17 protein-coding genes and 1 pseudogene are annotated in these 16,952 nt (G+C 62.7%); 8 read left to right on the top strand and 10 right to left on the bottom strand.

What is annotated here, in order from left to right:
• Window positions 1-35: 35 nt before the first annotated feature.
• From W823_RS45200 to W823_RS45160, 9 genes are all read right to left on the bottom strand, one after another.
• Window positions 36-869, bottom strand: coding sequence for a carbohydrate ABC transporter permease (locus tag W823_RS45200; protein WP_023959131.1), 834 nt, complete (start codon window positions 867-869; stop codon window positions 36-38).
• 55 nt (window positions 870-924) lie between these two features.
• On the bottom strand, window positions 925-1,878 hold the full coding sequence (locus tag W823_RS45195; protein ID WP_023959129.1) for a carbohydrate ABC transporter permease: 954 nt from the start codon (window positions 1,876-1,878) through the stop codon (window positions 925-927).
• Between the two features lie 6 nt (window positions 1,879-1,884).
• Entirely contained in the window at window positions 1,885-2,610 is a 726-nt protein-coding gene (locus tag W823_RS45190) for a metallophosphoesterase (protein ID WP_235189568.1), read from the bottom strand.
• 133 nt (window positions 2,611-2,743) lie between these two features.
• Window positions 2,744-4,105 carry an ABC transporter substrate-binding protein gene (locus W823_RS45185; protein WP_023959127.1) on the bottom strand — a complete coding sequence of 454 codons (1,362 nt, stop codon included), beginning with the start codon at window positions 4,103-4,105 and terminating at the stop codon, window positions 2,744-2,746.
• A gap of 10 nt (window positions 4,106-4,115) precedes the next feature.
• Window positions 4,116-5,282 carry an ABC transporter ATP-binding protein gene (locus tag W823_RS45180; RefSeq protein WP_023959124.1) on the bottom strand — a complete coding sequence of 389 codons (1,167 nt, stop codon included), beginning with the start codon at window positions 5,280-5,282 and terminating at the stop codon, window positions 4,116-4,118.
• Entirely contained in the window at window positions 5,279-6,190 is a 912-nt protein-coding gene (locus W823_RS45175; RefSeq protein WP_023959122.1) for an alpha/beta fold hydrolase, read from the bottom strand. The genes W823_RS45180 and W823_RS45175 overlap by 4 nt, the downstream gene beginning before the upstream one ends.
• On the bottom strand, window positions 6,190-6,720 hold the full coding sequence (locus tag W823_RS45170; protein ID WP_023959120.1) for a YiiD C-terminal domain-containing protein: 531 nt from the start codon (window positions 6,718-6,720) through the stop codon (window positions 6,190-6,192). Before W823_RS45170 ends, W823_RS45175 begins: the two co-directional genes overlap by 1 nt.
• A 23-nt stretch (window positions 6,721-6,743) precedes the next feature.
• Window positions 6,744-7,925, bottom strand: a complete 1,182-nt coding sequence (locus W823_RS45165; RefSeq protein WP_023959118.1) for an acyl-CoA dehydrogenase family protein — start codon at window positions 7,923-7,925, stop codon at window positions 6,744-6,746.
• A gap of 378 nt (window positions 7,926-8,303) precedes the next feature.
• A complete protein-coding gene (locus W823_RS45160; RefSeq protein ID WP_023959116.1) occupies window positions 8,304-8,690 on the bottom strand; it encodes a VOC family protein in 387 nt (128 codons plus the stop codon).
• 215 nt (window positions 8,691-8,905) lie between these two features.
• Between W823_RS45160 and W823_RS45155 the strand changes: the two genes are divergently transcribed.
• The 4 genes from W823_RS45155 (at window position 8,906) to W823_RS45145 (ending at window position 13,491) form a co-directional block, all read left to right on the top strand.
• A complete protein-coding gene (locus W823_RS45155) occupies window positions 8,906-10,279 on the top strand; it encodes an FAD-dependent oxidoreductase (RefSeq protein WP_023959114.1) in 1,374 nt (457 codons plus the stop codon).
• A gap of 81 nt (window positions 10,280-10,360) precedes the next feature.
• Complete coding sequence (locus W823_RS45150; protein ID WP_023959112.1) at window positions 10,361-11,128, top strand: DUF6319 family protein; 768 nt, start codon at window positions 10,361-10,363, stop codon at window positions 11,126-11,128.
• Window positions 11,129-11,310: 182 nt separating this feature from the next.
• Window positions 11,311-11,772: a LysE family translocator gene (locus W823_RS57340; protein WP_081729795.1), complete on the top strand. Its 462-nt coding sequence runs from the start codon at window positions 11,311-11,313 to the stop codon at window positions 11,770-11,772.
• 300 nt (window positions 11,773-12,072) lie between these two features.
• Entirely contained in the window at window positions 12,073-13,491 is a 1,419-nt protein-coding gene (locus tag W823_RS45145; RefSeq protein ID WP_023959110.1) for an aminotransferase class V-fold PLP-dependent enzyme, read from the top strand.
• Between the two features lie 602 nt (window positions 13,492-14,093).
• Here the strand turns inward: W823_RS45145 and W823_RS58920 are convergent.
• Window positions 14,094-14,342 (bottom strand): hypothetical protein, encoded by a 249-nt coding sequence (locus W823_RS58920; protein WP_235189567.1) that lies wholly within the window; start codon window positions 14,340-14,342, stop codon window positions 14,094-14,096.
• A gap of 340 nt (window positions 14,343-14,682) precedes the next feature.
• Here W823_RS58920 and W823_RS45135 point away from each other — a divergent pair, with 340 nt between their 5' ends.
• The 4 genes and pseudogenes from W823_RS45135 to W823_RS57810 all read left to right on the top strand — a co-directional run.
• Window positions 14,683-15,306, top strand: coding sequence for an SMI1/KNR4 family protein (locus tag W823_RS45135; protein ID WP_081729794.1), 624 nt, complete (start codon window positions 14,683-14,685; stop codon window positions 15,304-15,306).
• Entirely contained in the window at window positions 15,303-15,689 is a 387-nt protein-coding gene (locus W823_RS45130; RefSeq protein WP_023959106.1) for a hypothetical protein, read from the top strand. Before W823_RS45135 ends, W823_RS45130 begins: the two co-directional genes overlap by 4 nt.
• Before the next feature lie 592 nt (window positions 15,690-16,281).
• Entirely contained in the window at window positions 16,282-16,683 is a 402-nt protein-coding gene (locus W823_RS45125; RefSeq protein WP_152538086.1) for a hypothetical protein, read from the top strand.
• Window positions 16,684-16,818: 135 nt separating this feature from the next.
• Window positions 16,819-16,952 (top strand): annotated as a pseudogene (locus W823_RS57810) (helix-turn-helix domain-containing protein); the annotation flags it as partial.

Raw genomic sequence — 16,952 nt, 5'->3', positions numbered from 1 at the left:
GAAAGCGTTTGCAGCACTGCAGCCTCGTATCAGACTCACTTGAGACCGCTTCGCACGAAGGCGTTGACGATGTGGCGCTGCAGGATGACATAGAGAACGAAGATCGGCAGGCAGGCCAGACCGGCCAGAGCCATCATCGGCCCCCACTGATCGCCTTCGGTGCCCATGAAACTCCGCAGGCCGAGTTGCAAGACGTCGTTGCTGGATTGGAGTACCACTGCGGGCCAGAAGTACTCGTTCCAGGAGTTGATGAACAACAAGATGGCCAGCGCCGCCAACGCCGGACGCAGGTTCGGAACCACGACTGTCCACAGGATCGACCACGAGGACCGTCCGTCCATCCGTGCCGCTTCGATCAGTTCCTTCGGGAACCCGGACATGTGCGTGCGCATCATCAGGACGGCGAGCGCTGAACTGAGAGTTGGGACAACCACCCCGGACAGCGTGTTGAGCAGCCCCAACTGATTCAGCAGAACGTAATTCGGCAGCATGGTGACCTGGTAAGGCACCAACCACGTGCCGACGAACGCCAGGTACAGCAGACCCTGGAACTTGAACCGGTAGACCGCAAACGCGTACGACGCGAGGATCGCGATGAGAAGCTGGCCGCAGGTAGATGCAAGCGCAACACCAAAAGTGTTGAGCATCAACCTCGTCACATCGACTTTGTCGGCAGCGTCGAAGTAGTTCTCGACCGACAGCGGCCACGGCAGTGGCGTCAAAGAGCTGACGTCGCCGGGCCGTCGGAGCGACGTCGCGACCAGCCAGTAGATCGGGAACATACACGCGAGTGCGATGACCGCCAGTGTGAGGTGTCCCCAGATGCGCGCGAGCACACCACGTCCCGCGCCCGCGGTCGAGGCGGGCATTGTCGGCAGGGGAGGACGGACAGGCTCCGCCGTGTCCTCTGCCTTCAACATGCTGTCAGTTGTCATGGAAGGTGATCCGTTCCGACAGCCAGACCAAGAAGCCGGCGACAACGCCGAATCCGAGGAACAGGACGATGCCTGCCGCCGCGCTCAGGCCGGCATTGAATGAGTGGAATCCGTAGTCCCAGAGGAGGTAATAGATGTTTGTGGTCGCACCGGCCGGCCCACCCTGGGTCAGGGTGTCGATCAGCGGGAAACTCCACTGGGCGCTGAGCAGGATGGTCATGAGAGTGAGGAACACGAGAGTCGGAGATAGCAGTGGCAGGGTGATCCGCCGGCCGATCTGGAGCCGGGTTGCTCCGTCGAGCTGTGCGGCCTCGTCGTAGTCCGAGCTGATGCCGGCGAGACCGGCGGCCACTGCCAGCACCGCGAATCCGATCAGGTGCCATCCGGTGATGACGATGATCGCCAGTTGCGCCGTGTTCTTGTCGTAGATCCAGTTGTGGTCGGTTCCCAAGACCCTGTTGACGATTCCGCCACTGGGATCGAGCAACCAGCGCCACACCGCTGCCCCTGCTACCGGCGCCACCAGGAAGGGCGCGAAGATGAACCCCTGGTAGATCCGCGAGCTTCGTACCGAGACACCCCGCATCGCGAATCCGATCACCACCGGAACCACCACGGTGAACGGCAGCAGACCGATGATGAGTACAACCGTCAGCCACACGGCATCACCGAGTGCCGGCAGTTCGAACAACTGCTCGTAGTTGTCGGTGCCCACCGACCTCATGGGACTTGCCGGAAGAAGGTTCCATGACACGGTGGACAACTGCACCGCTTGGACAAGCGGACGGTAGGTCCACACCACCAAGAGGATCAACGCCGGGGTGAGGTACAGATAGGGCACGACGCCCCGCGTGAGCCGCGACCACCGCCGGGACCGCACAGGCGGTACCGGGGTGGTCGTCGAACTGTTTACGGGGGTCGGTGTCTCGACACGAACGAACATCGTGGATCAGTTCGCGTTCGGGGTGAGCGACCACAGTCGTTCGAGTGCCACCGACTGCGGTTCGCTGTACACATCCTCCACGCCGACGACGTCGACGGACGTGGCAACCGCAGATTCACCGAACAGATCGATCCGGCTGAACCCGAAACCGACACCCGCCCGGTGCCTTCCCTGCGGCGGTACCGGATCGGTACGGTACGACAGCGGCGGCCCGATCCAGACCGGGATGCCCGATATCGCCGAGGCGCCCGTGTAGTGCGCGTGGCCGCAGAGGATCATTCGCACATCGGAGCCGGCGATGACCGACTCGAGCGCGCTCGGATCCGTCAGCCGGAGAAAGTCGACCGTGGCGACCGGCGACCGAACCGGTGGATGGTGCATCACCAGCAGCGTTCCGCGCGGAGCCCTGTCCTCCAATACCTTTGCCAGCCAGTCCAGCTGGACATCCTCGAGACTGCCGTCATGACGCCCCGGCGTGGTGCTGTCGAGTACCACAATGCGCAGTCCACCGATGTGATGGACCGCATCGTACGGCGCGCCGAGGTCGGTCGACCCATTGCGACTCAGGTCCAGGCCGATGCGGAACCCGGCGCGGTCATCGTGATTTCCCATCGCGTAACAGAGCGTTGCGCCGAGCCTCGCCGCGGTGGGCTCCAACATCTTTCGCAGCGTTCGGTAAGCCTCGGGGGACCCTGCGTCGGCGAGATCGCCGGACACGATGATTGCGTCCACCGACCTTCCCACGCGTCCAGGTGGTCGAGAACCTTACGCAGATTCCGTGTTGTGTCCATCATCCCGTGCATCAGATCGCCGCCGCCGCTCAAGTGCGTGTCGGTGAGCTGGATGACGGTGTGGTCGGGCCCGGTCATGACACCGGCAGAAGCGTGTTCGCCTGCTCCTGCGCGGCCGTCAAGGCAGTCGCCGGATCGGCACCCTGGAATACCGCGGACTCCACGGCAGACATCATGCCGTCGCGAATCTGCAGATATTCATTGCCGGGCATCGAGATCCACGGTTCCATCGACTTCAGCTGCTCCAGGTTCGGCTCGAGGAGCGGGTTCTGGGCCGCCCACTCCTGCAGTCCGGCCGGGTCGTCCATCAAACCGGTGCGCAGCGGGAGATAGCCGATGCCACTGGAGATCTTGACGTAGGCCTGTTCGCTGGTGAGGAACTTGATCAGCTCCCACGAAGCACGCTGTTTGGCGGGGTCCTGCGAGAAGATGAACAGCGAGGCACCGGAGTTGGTCGGCACGACGGGCTTGTCGCCGAAGCTCGGCATCGTCGTGGATCGCAGGTCCCATTTGTCTTTGGCGCCCTTGACGAACTGGTCCTGAATGGCGCTCGTCTCCAAGAGCATTCCCATCTCGCCGCGAGCGAATGCTTCATAGCCCTGCTTTTGTGTCAGCTTCGGAGTGGCTCCCGAGTTGACCATCTGCTGTGCCATGCTGACCACCTCGACCGCCGCCGGATCGGCGAACGTCAGCGTGTCCCGGTTCTCGGAGATCACCCGGCCACCATTCGAGCGCACCAGGCTCTGGAAGCACCAGTCCTTTGCGGTCTTGGTCAGGCAGTCGATGTAGGCGCCGCCCTTGCCCGTCTTGTCCGCAATGGTCTTGGCAGCGACCGCAACTTCGTCCCAGGTACGCGGCGGGTTGTTCGGGTCCAGGCCGGCTTGTTGGAAAAGTGTTGCGTTGTAGTAGAACACCGGCGTCGAGAAGACGAACGGAACGCCGTATGTCTGGCCGTCCCAGTCGCTCAACGTTCGGGCAGTCGGAGCGAACGGATGCGTGGTGCCCTCGAAGTTCTTGTCCACTGCCTCTTCGCCGACCAATTGATCCAGCGACTTTGCCTGGAGTTGATTCACCGTGAAGTCGAGATCGGAGAATCCCAGCTGTGCAACGTCAGGGGGATTGCCGGCGGTCATCTGATTGCGGATGCTGGAAATGGTGTCGGTGGCCGGGTTGGGACTGTTTCCAGCCGGCTTCTGCGGGGTGACGGTGATGTTCGGATGCTCTTTCGAGAAGTCTGCGAGCAAGCTGTTGAACGTGTCCGTCCACGCACCCGCCAGTCCATAGTTGTAGCTCTCGAAGACGATCGAGACCTTTTGGTCGTCCGCCAATTCGGGAATGGCTGAGGTTTCTGTTTCGTCCGTGGTACTCGACAAACAGCCGGTGAGCGTCAACAGTGACGCGATCAACGGCACGGCGATCTTGAGTCTGGCCTTCACGGCAGTGCTCCTACGTAAAAGAGAGTTGAGGATGGACGGGTCGTGCCGCCGGGTGCTGCCACTGCAGCCGCCGGCCGTTTTCGGGATCGAAGAGATGAAGATCGGAGCTGTCCGCGACGAGAGTGATCTCCGATCCGATGGTGATGTCGCGGACACCGCCGACCCGGGACACCCGGGCGCACAACGCGACCGAGTCGACCGAGCAGTGCAGCAGGACATCGCCACCGAGGTTTTCGGTGAGCGTCACCACGGCAGGAAGCCGCACCACGTTGCTGGTCGGGTCCTGGACGCGTTCCTCGAAGCGGTCGTCCAGTCGGAGACGCTCGGGCCGGACACCGAGGGTCAAGCGAGCGGTGTTCACCTCTGCCTGAGTGGCCTCGATGCCGAGGGGTACAACCGAGTTCCCGACATGTGCGACCAATCGACCGGCTTGGACCACGATGTCGACGTCTATGAGGTTCATCGGTGGGGCGCCGAGAAAGGCCGCGACGAACACCGACTGGGGGGTGTCGTACAGCTCCTCCGGAGTACCGACCTGCTCGACGCGCCCCTTGTTCAGCAGCGCAATTCGGTCAGCCATCGTCATTGCCTCGACCTGGTCATGGGTGACGTACAGGAAGGTCTTGTTGACGCGCTTGTGCAGTTCGATCAGCTCGGTGCGGGTGACCGCACGCAGTCGTGCGTCCAGATTCGACAGTGGTTCATCCATCAGGAACGCGCCGGGATCGCGAACCATGGCCCGAGCCAGTGCGACACGCTGTCGCTGACCGCCCGACAACTGTCCCGGTCGCCGGTCGAGTAGTTCCGTCAGGCCCAGCGATGCGGCCACACGTTCGACCGTCTGTTTTGCCTCTTGCCTGGCCACTTTCGCGGTACGCAAGGGGAAAGCAATGTTCTTTGCCACCGTCAGATGTGGGTACAGCGCGTAACTCTGGAACACCATCGCCAGATTGCGCTCTCGGGGTGGTACTTCCGTGACATCGGTGCCATCGATCACCACGCTTCCCTCGGTCGGTGTCTCCAGACCGGCGATGATGCGCAGCAGAGTCGATTTGCCGCACCCGCTCGGTCCCAGGAGCACCATGAACTCGCCGCTCGGTACGGTCAGATCAATCGACTCGAGTACCGTCGTCCCGTCGAATCGCTTGGTCACCCCATCGAGGAACAGTTCGCTCATTCGACGGGCCCGGGTGTGGCGAGCTCGCCGGTCTCGATCCACTGTCGCACCTCGGGCGCCAGCAGTCGCGAATCGGCCAGCCAATCGACGTGACCGCGATGGGTGATCGAAGAGTCGCCTTCGATGTGCCAGCGAGTTACTTTGGCAGAAGACAGCTTCCGCACCAGGAAGTCGACGTTCGATTTCGGCCCGAGGGTGTCGTCGTCCAGCGAGATGGCCAGCACCGGGAGGTCGAGCTTGCTGATGAGCTCGTCATAGTTCAGCTTGGTGCCCTTCGGCCTGTAACGGGCGGTCAACGAATGCCGCGACCGGTCGATCATCACTCCGCCGGCCATCGGACCAGGTATCAGGATCCCGCCCGGCCAGGATCCCTTGACTCGAGCCACCAGCCCGATCCACTGGATGGTCGACAGCGCCTCGATCCAGCGTCGAGGCCCGAATGCGCGCCAGAAGACGGTGCCGGTCCCGATGATCGTGACAGAGGCGACCGGGCCCTGCGTGCCTTGTGCGGCGGTTCGCAGCAGAGCCAGCTGGCCACCGAGGCTGTGTCCGAAGAGGTGTATCCGGGTCGCCTCAAATCGTTGACAGACAGCGTCGATGATCGCGGGGAGATCTTCTTCGAGCATCTCTCGGTAACCGAAGTCGGGACAGTCCGCGAGTGCCGGCCGCGCTTCACCTTGCGCACGGAGATCGCAGGTGGCCACCTGCACGCCAGATTTGTTGAGTGCTTTGATCAAGGGCGCATAGTGCTTGGCCTTCATCGCCATCGCGGGGAGGATCAGGACAACGGGTGCCTGGGCGTCGGTCGTGGGCCAGACACGCACGGTGATCGTGATGCCCGGTGCCGACTCGACGACGATCGACTCTTGCTGTTTGAACGCGTCCGGCCGCCCGGTTGTCTGCGTCATCAGACGACCTCTCCGTGCACCACATCGCACACGTACTCGAACGTGAACTTCGCAACGGTGACGTCGTCGGCGTTCAAGACCACCGCTTTGGCCGAGATCTCGTGACGGCCGGTGCTGACCGACGACGTGATGACCCTGAGTTCGCGCTCGTCGACCGTCGCGACGGTTCGCAGGACACCCATCGCAGGCTTGCGGTACGACGCCGTGGCGGACTTGAGCACGAGACGTTCGATTGTGTTCAGCTTGGTCGCCGCGGCGCCGACAAATGCGGCCGCGCCTGCGATATCCGCCGCCGTGTAGATCGCGCCCGCATGCACGGTACCCATGTGGTTCAAACCCGATGCCTCGCCACCTATTTCGACTACGGCGTGTTCTGGGGTCAGTACGGTGATCGTGGTGCCCACATGCTTGCCGAAGGGCACGATCTCGTCAGAGCGTGATCGGAGCGCTTCGAAGTCGGGATCGGCGTAGCCGATGTTGCCGAAAGCCGCGCCGAAGCTGCCGACAGGAACTGTGGTGCTGGTTGACATGATTCTCCTGGAGTTGATGTTGGTCAGTTGGGTAGCCGGCGTAGGGCACGCCGGGCAATCGACCAGCGCAGCACCTCCGTCGGCCCCTCGTAGATCCGAAATGCCCTGGCCTCCACCAGAAACCTGGCCACGAGATGGTCCTCGCAGACGCCGAGCCCGCCGTGCAGCTGGACAGCACGATCGAGGATCCGCCACACAGCCTCTGCCACAAACGCTTTGGCCACCGACGCGGCATGGCGTGCGTCAGAGGCAGCGGGCCCCTGAGCATCGATCACTTCCGCCGCCCGCCGGATCAGCCCCTGGCTCGCCGCAATGTCGATTTCGGTGTCCGCGATCATTGCCTGTGCAAAGCCGCTGTCGGCAATCGGTGATCCGAATGAGGTCCTTGTGGTCACATGCCGGCAGGCCAGGTGATGGGCCCGGATCGCGACGCCCAGCCAATTGACGCAGAAGATGACACGGGAGGGAGCAAGACGGGCCTGCGCGTAGACCATCGCGCTGCCCACTTCACCGAGGCGCGCATCATCACCGACCTCGCAGTCGGCGAACCGAACGATGCAGTGTCCGCCGGGTACACATCGGTCGAGCGTGGTCATCCGTTCCACGACCTCGACACCGGGGTTGTCGGCATCGACGATGAACATCGTGGCGCCGTGCGCAGTGTCGGCAATACAGATGAAAAACGCCGCACCATCGGCTCCGGTGGTGAAGTGCTTGTCTCCGTTGATGATCCATCCGGTCGGCGTCTGTAGCGCAGAAGTCATGAGCATCGACGGATCAGAGCCTGCGCCGGGCGCAGGTTCTGTCATCGCAATCGACGATCGAACCGTGCCGGACGCCAGGGGAGCGAGGTACCGCTCCTTCTGCTCCGGTGTTCCGGCGTGCTCCAAGAGATGGATGTTGCCGTCGTCCGGTGCCGAGCAGTTCACCGAGATCGGACCGAGGAGGCTGGTGCCCGCCACCTCCATCACGTCGATCAGTTCAGTCAAACTCAGATCCAACCCACCATGTTCACGCGACGACAGCGGGCCGAAAACTCCTGCAGCTCGCGCTTTTTCCTGGAGGTCGAGACGCATGTCGTCGGTTACCCGCAGGTTGTTGCGGATGACGTCGATCTCGACCGGGATCACTTCGTCCGTGATGAACGTCTGCATCCGCGCCTTCAGTGACGCTGGTGCCTGTGGTGGCGTCGTGGTGGCGGTCATCGAAGCACTCCGTCCTTCGGAACGGGCCAGAACTGTCAGGACCCGCTCGTGGCTGCCTCGTACCGAGGCGGTCTGGAGTCAGTTTCTCCGAGCAGACGAGCCGGAGCGATGGCGATAGGGAGCGTCGATTGCGCGAGTGAGACGTACCGGCCGCGAGTACACCGGCCCGGGTCGTGCCGCGCTTTTAGAAGCGGTGAGGGCGCGCCTCACGTTCAGCTCTAAGAACGGCAGTGTCTACCACCGTGCCGCCGCATGGTCGGCGGTCAGCCGGTTCGCCGCCGGCATCGGTGGACGTTCCGCGGGCTAGTCTGCCCGCGTGCGAAAACTCTGGCTATCTGCTGTCTCGAGGTGCAGTGACTGGGAGTCTGGAGGTCTAAGTCACGCAGGCTGGAACAGCTCAACCAGATTGCCTGAGGGGTCAGAGACAAGAATTTGCTGGCCTCCTGGGCCGCTCACGATGTCACTGCGAAATGGGACGTCGGCAGCTCGAAGTCTGTCGATTTCCGCGGCCAAATCTTCGACGATCAGATGGATCCGGTTCCAGCCGCCCGCGGTAGGCACTGCACCGTCCGGCTGGGTGCGCGCGCCGGAGCTCGTCGGTCCGGAGAGCAACAGACGCAGTGGACCTCGAACCACATCGGCGAATGCAGGAGCTGCGCTGTAACGCAGAGTGAAGCCGAAGTGTTCTGTATAGAAGGCGATCGCAGCATCCACGTCAGTGACGATGTATCGCACATTTGCGAGACTCGGATCGATAGATGTCATCACAACGCCTCTCCGGTAGAACGGGTCTTCCGCCATCGGGATTTTAGCGGACGTGCACCGTCGATTTGCCGGCCCATCGGTCATGTCGCCTGAGGACCACCGGCCGATGACCTGAAAACCTGACGTTGACCCCACTGCCATCCCCGGTGCGGCGGTTATGCGTGGGGTTTGCGCAGACCGACCGCACAGTCAGCACTGACCGTTACTGTGGCCGAATGCACTGTGTGGTGGTGGGCGGCGGACTGGCGGGGCTGGCTTCGACGGTGTGGTTCGTCGAGGCGGGTCACCAAGTCACGTTGCTGGAGCGGCGCGGATCTCTTGGTGGACGGACTATCGCGATTCCGGTCGCCGCGGTCGACGATGTGCCCGACAACGGGCAACACGTGTTCGCCAGTGGCTATCAGCATCTGATGCGTTACCTCGACAGTGTGGGGACGCGGGACCACGTCGAGTTCCCGGGCCACATGACGATACGGATGCCAGGCGGCGGGAGCCGCGTGTCTGCGTTCGGCGGGTTGCCCGGACTTCGCGCTGCGCTGGGCGACCTGCCGGGCGTCACCGGGTTGGATCGGCTTCGCACCGCACGGGCTCAGGTGACACTGATTCGCCAAGCCCTGCGGCAGCCGACCTGGCTGGACGACAGCACAGCAGACGAGTGGTTTCGTCGGATCGGTATGCCACAGAAGGCCCGTGACGCCCTCTGGGATGGCATCGTGATCGGTCTGACCGGCGACAAGCCCGAGATCTCGTCGGCGAAGGTGCCCGCTGATCTACTCGTGACCGGCTTCAGGCGTGCGCGTGAATCGAAGACACCGATCTCCATCGGCTATCCCACAGTCGATCTCGACACATTGTTCGTTGACGGAGCGGAGAAGATCTTCGCCGACAAAGGGGTGCAGGTCCGGCATCGAGCCGTGGTGGCTGCCGTTGATGTGTCCGACGGCGTTGTCGTCGGCGTGACGCTTGCCGATGGCGAGCGCATCGCTGCGGACGCAGTCATCTGCGCGGTACCTGTGTGGAGCGTGAAGGGGTTGCTCGATCAGGTTCCCGGTCACCAGAAAATCTACGAAGCAATCGAACGGTTGACGCCCGTACCGATCGTCAGCGTCAATCTCTACTTGGACCGATCCATCGGCATGACCGACTGGGGCGAGATCCTTTACGGCGGAACAGGTGTGCTCGAGCAGGTCTGGGATCGACAGCGGATGCATGAGCGCGACCCATCACGTCACCACCTGTACTCGACAACCGTCTCAGCGGCTTACGAGCTCATCAAGAAATCGAACGCCGAGATCACCCGGATACAGATGGACATGCTCCGTAGGTTTTACCCCGAGGCCAGGGAGGCTCAGGTGGTCCACAGTCACGTGGTGCGAATGCCGCGGTCGACGTTCGCCCAGCGGCCAGGCACGGCCGGCATGCGGCCCGACCAGCGAACCAGTGTTCGTGGGTTGGCACTCGCGGGGGACTGGACTCGGACGGACTGGACAACCACCATGGAGGGCGCCTGCCAGAGCGCAGCCCGTGCAGTTCGCGTCATCTTGGACGACGCGGGGCAAGGGTTCGCTACCGAGCTGCCGGCCCGTTGAGGAACACCGCACTCGTGACGTTTTCCGGAGCGGGACCCCGCTCGATCACCATGGTCGCGTTATTCGCACACATGTGCGAATATGGTCACGATGAACGCACGCGGAAAGACCGGACTGAGTACCGATGACCTGGCATCGCTGACCACGGCGCTGGATGCCGGCAAGCGGGCCACCGTTTATCTCCGTGATCCGATGCCGTCGCTTGATCTGCCCGCGGGAGCATCAGCGCGTGTGATATCCGTCGATGGGTCAACGGTGACAGTGCGGCCGAAAGGTGTCGACGACCAATTGCCGTTCGAGGCCGACGAACTACTGAAGACCCGGACGGCAGCAACACCAACACCAGCGCGCCAGCGGCCGGTCAAGGCGACGCCCGCGCCATCCGCACCATCAGGCGCTTCGTCCGCACCGAAACCCATTGCGCCGGAAACAAAGCCGACATCTGAATCTGCGAAACCAACATCGGTGCAACCGAACCCCGCGCCGCCAAAACCGGTGCGACGCCCCAAACCTGCCACCGCAGTAAGCGTCACCATCACGTCGGTTGGCGACACCGCGTGGACGGTGTCGTTGTCACACGGAACCAAGAAGCAGGGCAAGGCCGCCGAGGTCACCTCAGACCGGGTGGCGCGAGCGATGCAGATGCTCGGTGACGACGCCGCAATCCAAGCCGTCCATGCTGTGATCGAGTCGGCACGGGCAGCGGCCCAGAAAAGGATTGACGAGTTGAGCCAGGAGCTCGAGGCAGCAAAAGCGATGCTTGCACATCTTGAAGTACAAGCCGAGGGCTCTGACGACGACTGGCACGCCCCGTCGCGCCCTAGTGTTTCGTCACATGTGACGAAATGAGTAAGGGCGGTGTCAGCCCGGTGTCCGCGGGACCATGCCGCCTAGGCGAGCACACACGCGTTGTCGAGTTCGAACGCGAAGCCAGGTCGTAGGCGCGCCGTGGCGCACAGGTTCGTGCGTGCAGCAAACCGACGTCACGATCGGTCTGAAGCGGTCTTACACCAACGCCGATAAGAAACATTATGTCAACTAGACTCAACACGGCGCAGTTAGAGCCAACGGCAACGGTCTACTCCGTCGTCAAATATGCGGGTGCCGCATACCTTGTAGCCCTCGGTCTCCACACGCTGTGGCACTCGATGGCGGGCCCACCTTTGAGCCCGTCATCGGGCAGCGCCCCGGGCGGCGCGCTGTCAATGGCGAGTGCTCTGCGACAGGGGCTTCTGGGTAGCCTTCTCAATCCCAAATCCGCTGTCTTGTACACAGCGCTCCTGCCCCAGTTCATCCCTGACGGTGCGCCTTTGCTGCCGAATCTGCTGGTTCTCGCCGCGATCAACACAGCCTTGGCCTTGACCAGGTTTTGCCTCTGCGTTTTCGCACCGGACTGGCTGCAACGCCGCCTCGGTGCGGCGATGCAATGGATCGAGCGAGCATCAGGCGTCTTACTCGTCGCACTCGGTATGCGAGTGGCCGCCACGCAATAACACCGGAACTAAGACAGCCAGCCTCTAGCCTGAGGTCCAACAGTTTTCCGTCATTGGATACGAAAAGTATTGAACCGCAACAGGCTAAGCCGACAAGATACCTTATGTCAAGTAAACTTGACATGCCGCAGGTAGGGACACATCGCGGACTGCGGCCGCGTCTGGCAGGCTTGACCCATTGCCAATTTTGGGTTGGCTTGACGGCCACTGGAGTCTCTTCGATTAGTGAATCCGCTGCCAGGTCGGCATCGGTGAGGTCGACGCTCGCACGACACGAACTCGAGAGCGAGGATAGTTTCAATGGATCAGCATTCCGCCCCGGTTGGAACCGACGACCTGTACGCGGCTCTGCCAAGGGCGTTGGAACTGGCGACCGAATACCTGCAGGGACTGCCACACCGGCCGGTCGATGCGAGTACGACCTATGACGAGGTCATCGACGCACTGAGCGGGCCGTTGCCCGACCAAGGTACGAACGCGGTCGCGGTAGTCGAGCGATTGGCCGCCACTCTCGGTCCGGCAACCATTGCGTGCGCCGGCCCTCGCTACTTCGGCCTCGTCGTCGGAGGAACGCTACCCGCGGCCCTGGCTGCCGACTGGCTGGTATCGACCTGGGACCAGACCGCGCACAGCCGGATGTCGTCGCCGGCCGGCGCTGCGATCGATGCCGTCACCGAGCGCTGGGTTCTCGACGCTCTTGGGTTGCCCACGCGCGCGGCGGTCGGGTTCGTCACCGGAGCCACGGCGGGAAACGTCGTTGGGTTGCTTTCCGCACGGCACGTTCTCTTGGCGCGGCAAGGTTGGGACGTTGAGGCCGATGGGCTCGCCCAGGCGCCCCGTGTTCGCGTACTCGTGGGCGACGAGGTCCATCCCTCCGTACTGCAGGCGTTGCAGATGATCGGTCTTGGATCGCGCCGCGTCGAGCGCGTGGCGGTCGACGCACAAGGAGCGATGAGAGCCGACGCGCTCGCCGCCGCGCTCGCCGCCGACTCCGACCCCGCCATCGTGTGCGCGCAGGTCGGCAACGTGAACTCCGGAGCGTGCGACCCAATGTCAGAGATCGTCGCGGCGACCCACAAGCACGGCGGCTGGGTTCACGTCGACGGCGCATTCGGACTTTGGGCTAGCGCATCGCCGCGACTGTCGCCACTCGTCCGAGGTGTCGAGTTGGCCGATTCGTGGTCGACCGACGCACACAAGTGGCTCAACGTCCCCTACGACTGCGGCCTGGCCATTGTCGCCGACCCCCAAGCTGCTCGCTCCGCACTAGGTGCCAACACCAGCTATCTGCCCACGAGTAGCGAGCGCGAGCCCGGCGTCCTGGTGCCCGAGATGTCCCGGCGTGCACGCGCGGTACCTGTCTACGCAGCGCTCGCCTCGCTAGGCAGGCTGGGGTTGCGACAACTGATCGAACGCTGCTGCGAGCATGCCCGCCGCCTGGCCGAGACGATGCAAGCCACCGACGGCTTCTCCGTATGCAACGACGTGGTGCTCAACCAGGTCCTGATCCGTGCTGACGACAGCGACGAGCGCACTTGGCGTGTGGCAGAACTCGTGCGCCGCAGCGGAGAGGCGTGGGTCGCGGGAACCGAATGGCACGGTCGAGCGGCGATACGCGTGTCCTTCTCCAATTGGACGACAGCGGATAACGACCTCGACCGTCTCGCTGAAGCGCTGCGGCAATCGCTGGCGGCGGCGCGTAAGGCTCAACAGGCGTAAGGCCGAGGCTGCGGCTCAGCGGCGCCGCCAGCAGGGGACGGCATTCCTGGACGTTTGCGCAGAGAAGCGCCAAGTCTGAACTTGATCGTGTTTTCTCCGGCGCTGCCGGCCATCGGCGCTATTGTCGCGGTGGTCGTCGGTCTCTTTTGTTGAAAGTTGAGACCAACAGATCGCCAGTCGGCGGAGTGGCTTGCGGTCGCACTCCCTGCCGGCATTGCCGGGGCCGCTGTTGCGGCCACCGCGATCTTGCTGACGCACACCGACCAACCTGCCGTTCTTGTACGCAGCGAGCAAGGCAGCTCCTCCGCGCCGTTGACAACTGATCTGATTGCGGGCGGCCCGTGGACGTACGAATTGGCGCCGCCCCCTGTGTGGTTTCCGGCGATTGGGGTTGCGAGCGCGGTGATGCTTTCGATCGGTCTTTACTCTCCACACCGCGCAGTTAGGCGGTACCGCCGAACATCCCGGCCGTCCTGATCACCGTGGCTCGTAGCGTTGCTGGATGTTTGTTCACTCCAACTGCACGTGCTCTCATCGGTCACAACCCGGCGTTATTGGCTTGGCTGACCAACACCACGAGTGGTTAGTGAGCAAACTTGTGGTCACGCCTGCGCGGCCGACACCGTGAGTAGTAGGCCAGATTCCACACCCTCGTCGTAGCTGATTGCGAGTTGGTCACCACCGGGTGCGGACGCCAGGAACACTTGTCTGGGGCGTTCGAGGTTGGGCCTGCGTACCTCTGCCCGAATCGGGCCGTTGTTGATACTGACCAGCGATCGGTCGAGCTCCTCGCTCACGCCTGACCGTTCGAGCAAGGCCTTACGCGTAGCGTGCGATGCGGTGCGCACCATGATGGTTCCGGAGGAGTCCGGGAAGCTCGAATGCCATTGGCAGGAGCCGACATGCTCGTCAGCGGAAAGGCGCAGTCCAAGCTCGGCTGCGAGTGGGATAGCGGAATCGCAGGGATCGGTTATCGAGCACGTGAGTGAGGGTCACGACACTTGCGATGGCGAGCCCCACCACCAGCAGTCCACTGACGAGCCACCACAACGGTCTACCAACGCGAGCCCGCCGAGTCTTGACCCCATCGCGCATCTGACGCATCTTACGGATAGGCATGGGGGGCAGAGCTGCCGGATACGTTCGCTCTCGGGTTCAAGCCATTGCTGGCCGCGTCGATACAGTGCCGGGATGAGTGTGACGTCGCGGTGGGGTTCATTGAAGGCAGTGTTGGAGCAGGTTGCGCCGGCGACCGCGGCATCGTTTCGGCCTGGTGCATCGCAAAAAGAAATCGATGCGGCTGAGGCGGCGACAGGGTGCCGGTGGCCTGCTGAGCTGCGGGAGTGGTTTTCTGTCCAGAACGGTCAAGTCGACGGCCCTGAATTACTCGGCGGGGAACTATTGTCGATGCAGCAGTTCTTTTCACTTAATCAGGTTGTCGCTGAGCGTTTGGAACTGCTCGCGCTCAGTGAGCAGATGGCCGACGCCAATCCTGATGTGTACGAAGGTGGGCTCGCGGCCATCGCTTACCGCGAACCTGAGGCGGGGTCTGTCACAGAGTTGTTCCTGCCTACCTATGTCCCGATCAGCGGGCAGGAGAGCCTTGACAACTTCTGCGACACCCGAGACGGCGATCTCCATGGATGCGTGAGCTTTTGGGCGTATGACGCCGGTGATACCGGTCCACCCTTGTGGTCGTCGATCACTGAGATGCTCACGGCGATCGAGCACCACATCACCGATCAACCGCCCGCGGGCTGGGTCATGGTTGTGGAGGACGGCGTGATGCATTGGGAGCCTGACCCTGAGGGATGAATCAGCAGCCGACGCAGCTGTACTTTGATCCCGGGTTTGACGAAAATCCGAACTATGTGGTGACCCCTGCCTGGCCGGAGATCCCGTTCAATCTGCCCGACACGGCATCGAAAGTCATTCGCTCCCACCATGTGCCGCGTGACAACAGCGTTGATCTGATAGCCGCTCAGTATGCGGTCATTGAGGACGCGGCCCGCAGATACCGCCCGGGCCGGATTACCGCGATCGGGTTACACGGTTTCTATGGAGGCTTCTCACTCCCACGCGTACCGGGCCAGCAACTGAGGGTGCGGGTGGCTGTGGAGGGACGAGACAAGTGGTACACGGTCACCGCCACAGACACCGACGGCGGATTTCGCATCGATCCCCTACCGACGGACTGAAAAACCGCACCGCCGCATGTCGCGCACTCGAGTGCTGGATAAGGGAACCTGTGTGCTGTCAACGTCTTTCTGCAGGGATACCCTCCCTAAGTGACGCTGACGAGGCAGACTATGTGCAACTCATCGCCGACCTCCGGCGGGAGTTTTCCCCAAGTTAGCGCCTGCCGATCAGTACGGACGCTGGATTGGACGCACCGTCGACGACATCCCCAGCGGGTGAAGACTGGTATGCCAGATCGCTTGACGGACTGGACCGTACTATTGCTCGCCTTGACGCCACGATCTAGTCGACCGGGCGGTACGTCTTGAGAACGAGAGCTGGTCTGAGGCTACAAATCGTTCTCGTTTAATGTTGCGTCGATCGAACGCGCGTTGTTGGATGGGCGTTGGTGGGCTCGCGCCCGATCGCTTCGTCTGTCGGTTCTCCTAGTGCGCGAGATGTTGCGCAGTGCATTTACGCAGTATCGAAGCCAGCTATTTCGACAGCTTGATCCGAGACGCTGACCTGTCCCCTTTCGAAGCGGACAGCCTGCGGCGGCTGACGCCGACTCATCGAGATGCCTTTGACAGTCTGCTGTTCACAACGACCCGGGTGGCTTTCGACGAAGGCAACTGGGAGCAATTCTGTTACGCCGTGAGCTCGTACACGACCGTCATCCGGGGACCCGCAGTTCGTCCACCCGAACTGATTCCCCCGGCCACGGCCACGGCCGTCTGCGACATCCTCGCGCAATACCGGACAGAGCGTCAGCCCGGCGAGCCGATGTACACGGGGTCACATCGTTTGACCGTGCACAACCAGCAGCTCGCCGAACAGCTGATGGCGACTCTTGGCGGTGGCCTCGATGACGGCATTCACATCGCCGGCAAACGGACCTTTAGCCGCATGATCTCCGCGCGGATCAGCGACGGGTTCATCCACCCGGCCTTGGGCGCCCGCCTGTGGGCTGAGTACCCATCCGGGCAAAGTCATCTGATCACCGGCGGTAGATGACGGCGCTCATTGAAATTCCCCAGTAACGCTCACTGAAATTCCCCACCCGTGTGGCACCGCCAACGAGGGCGGGTCTCCCTCGATGCTGATGGTCTCTGACCACTCATCAGCTACTCGAAGGAGACCCGCTTTCTCATGCTTACATGGGAGGACGATATGGAAGTACACGCCCTGCACAAACGAGGGTTGACGATCTCGGCGATCGCCCGCCACACCGGCCGAGACCGCAAAACGGTCCGCGCCTATCTCAACGGCACCCGCTCGCCCGG

It is taken from the genome of Williamsia sp. D3, from assembly GCF_000506245.1.
Lineage (GTDB): Bacteria > Actinomycetota > Actinomycetes > Mycobacteriales > Mycobacteriaceae > Williamsia > Williamsia muralis.
This window is presented reverse-complemented; position numbering and strand designations above follow the sequence as displayed.

What these genes read in the sequence shown, in the direction of transcription:
- W823_RS45200 (WP_023959131.1), bottom strand. Translation starts at nt 869, where the DNA reads ATGCCCGCCTCGACCGCGGGCGCGGGACGTGGTGTGCTCGCGCGCATC.
- W823_RS45195 (WP_023959129.1), bottom strand. Translation starts at nt 1,878, where the DNA reads ATGTTCGTTCGTGTCGAGACACCGACCCCCGTAAACAGTTCGACGACC.
- W823_RS45180 (WP_023959124.1), bottom strand. Translation starts at nt 5,282, where the DNA reads ATGAGCGAACTGTTCCTCGATGGGGTGACCAAGCGATTCGACGGGACG.
- W823_RS45175 (WP_023959122.1), bottom strand. Translation starts at nt 6,190, where the DNA reads ATGACGCAGACAACCGGGCGGCCGGACGCGTTCAAACAGCAAGAGTCG.
- W823_RS45170 (WP_023959120.1), bottom strand. Translation starts at nt 6,720, where the DNA reads ATGTCAACCAGCACCACAGTTCCTGTCGGCAGCTTCGGCGCGGCTTTC.
- W823_RS45165 (WP_023959118.1), bottom strand. Translation starts at nt 7,925, where the DNA reads ATGACCGCCACCACGACGCCACCACAGGCACCAGCGTCACTGAAGGCG.
- W823_RS45160 (WP_023959116.1), bottom strand. Translation starts at nt 8,690, where the DNA reads ATGACATCTATCGATCCGAGTCTCGCAAATGTGCGATACATCGTCACT.
- W823_RS45155 (WP_023959114.1), top strand. Translation starts at nt 8,906, where the DNA reads ATGCACTGTGTGGTGGTGGGCGGCGGACTGGCGGGGCTGGCTTCGACG.
- W823_RS45150 (WP_023959112.1), top strand. Translation starts at nt 10,361, where the DNA reads ATGGTCACGATGAACGCACGCGGAAAGACCGGACTGAGTACCGATGAC.
- W823_RS57340 (WP_081729795.1), top strand. Translation starts at nt 11,311, where the DNA reads ATGTCAACTAGACTCAACACGGCGCAGTTAGAGCCAACGGCAACGGTC.
- W823_RS45145 (WP_023959110.1), top strand. Translation starts at nt 12,073, where the DNA reads ATGGATCAGCATTCCGCCCCGGTTGGAACCGACGACCTGTACGCGGCT.
- W823_RS58920 (WP_235189567.1), bottom strand. Translation starts at nt 14,342, where the DNA reads ATGGTGCGCACCGCATCGCACGCTACGCGTAAGGCCTTGCTCGAACGG.
- W823_RS45135 (WP_081729794.1), top strand. Translation starts at nt 14,683, where the DNA reads ATGAGTGTGACGTCGCGGTGGGGTTCATTGAAGGCAGTGTTGGAGCAG.
- W823_RS45130 (WP_023959106.1), top strand. Translation starts at nt 15,303, where the DNA reads ATGAATCAGCAGCCGACGCAGCTGTACTTTGATCCCGGGTTTGACGAA.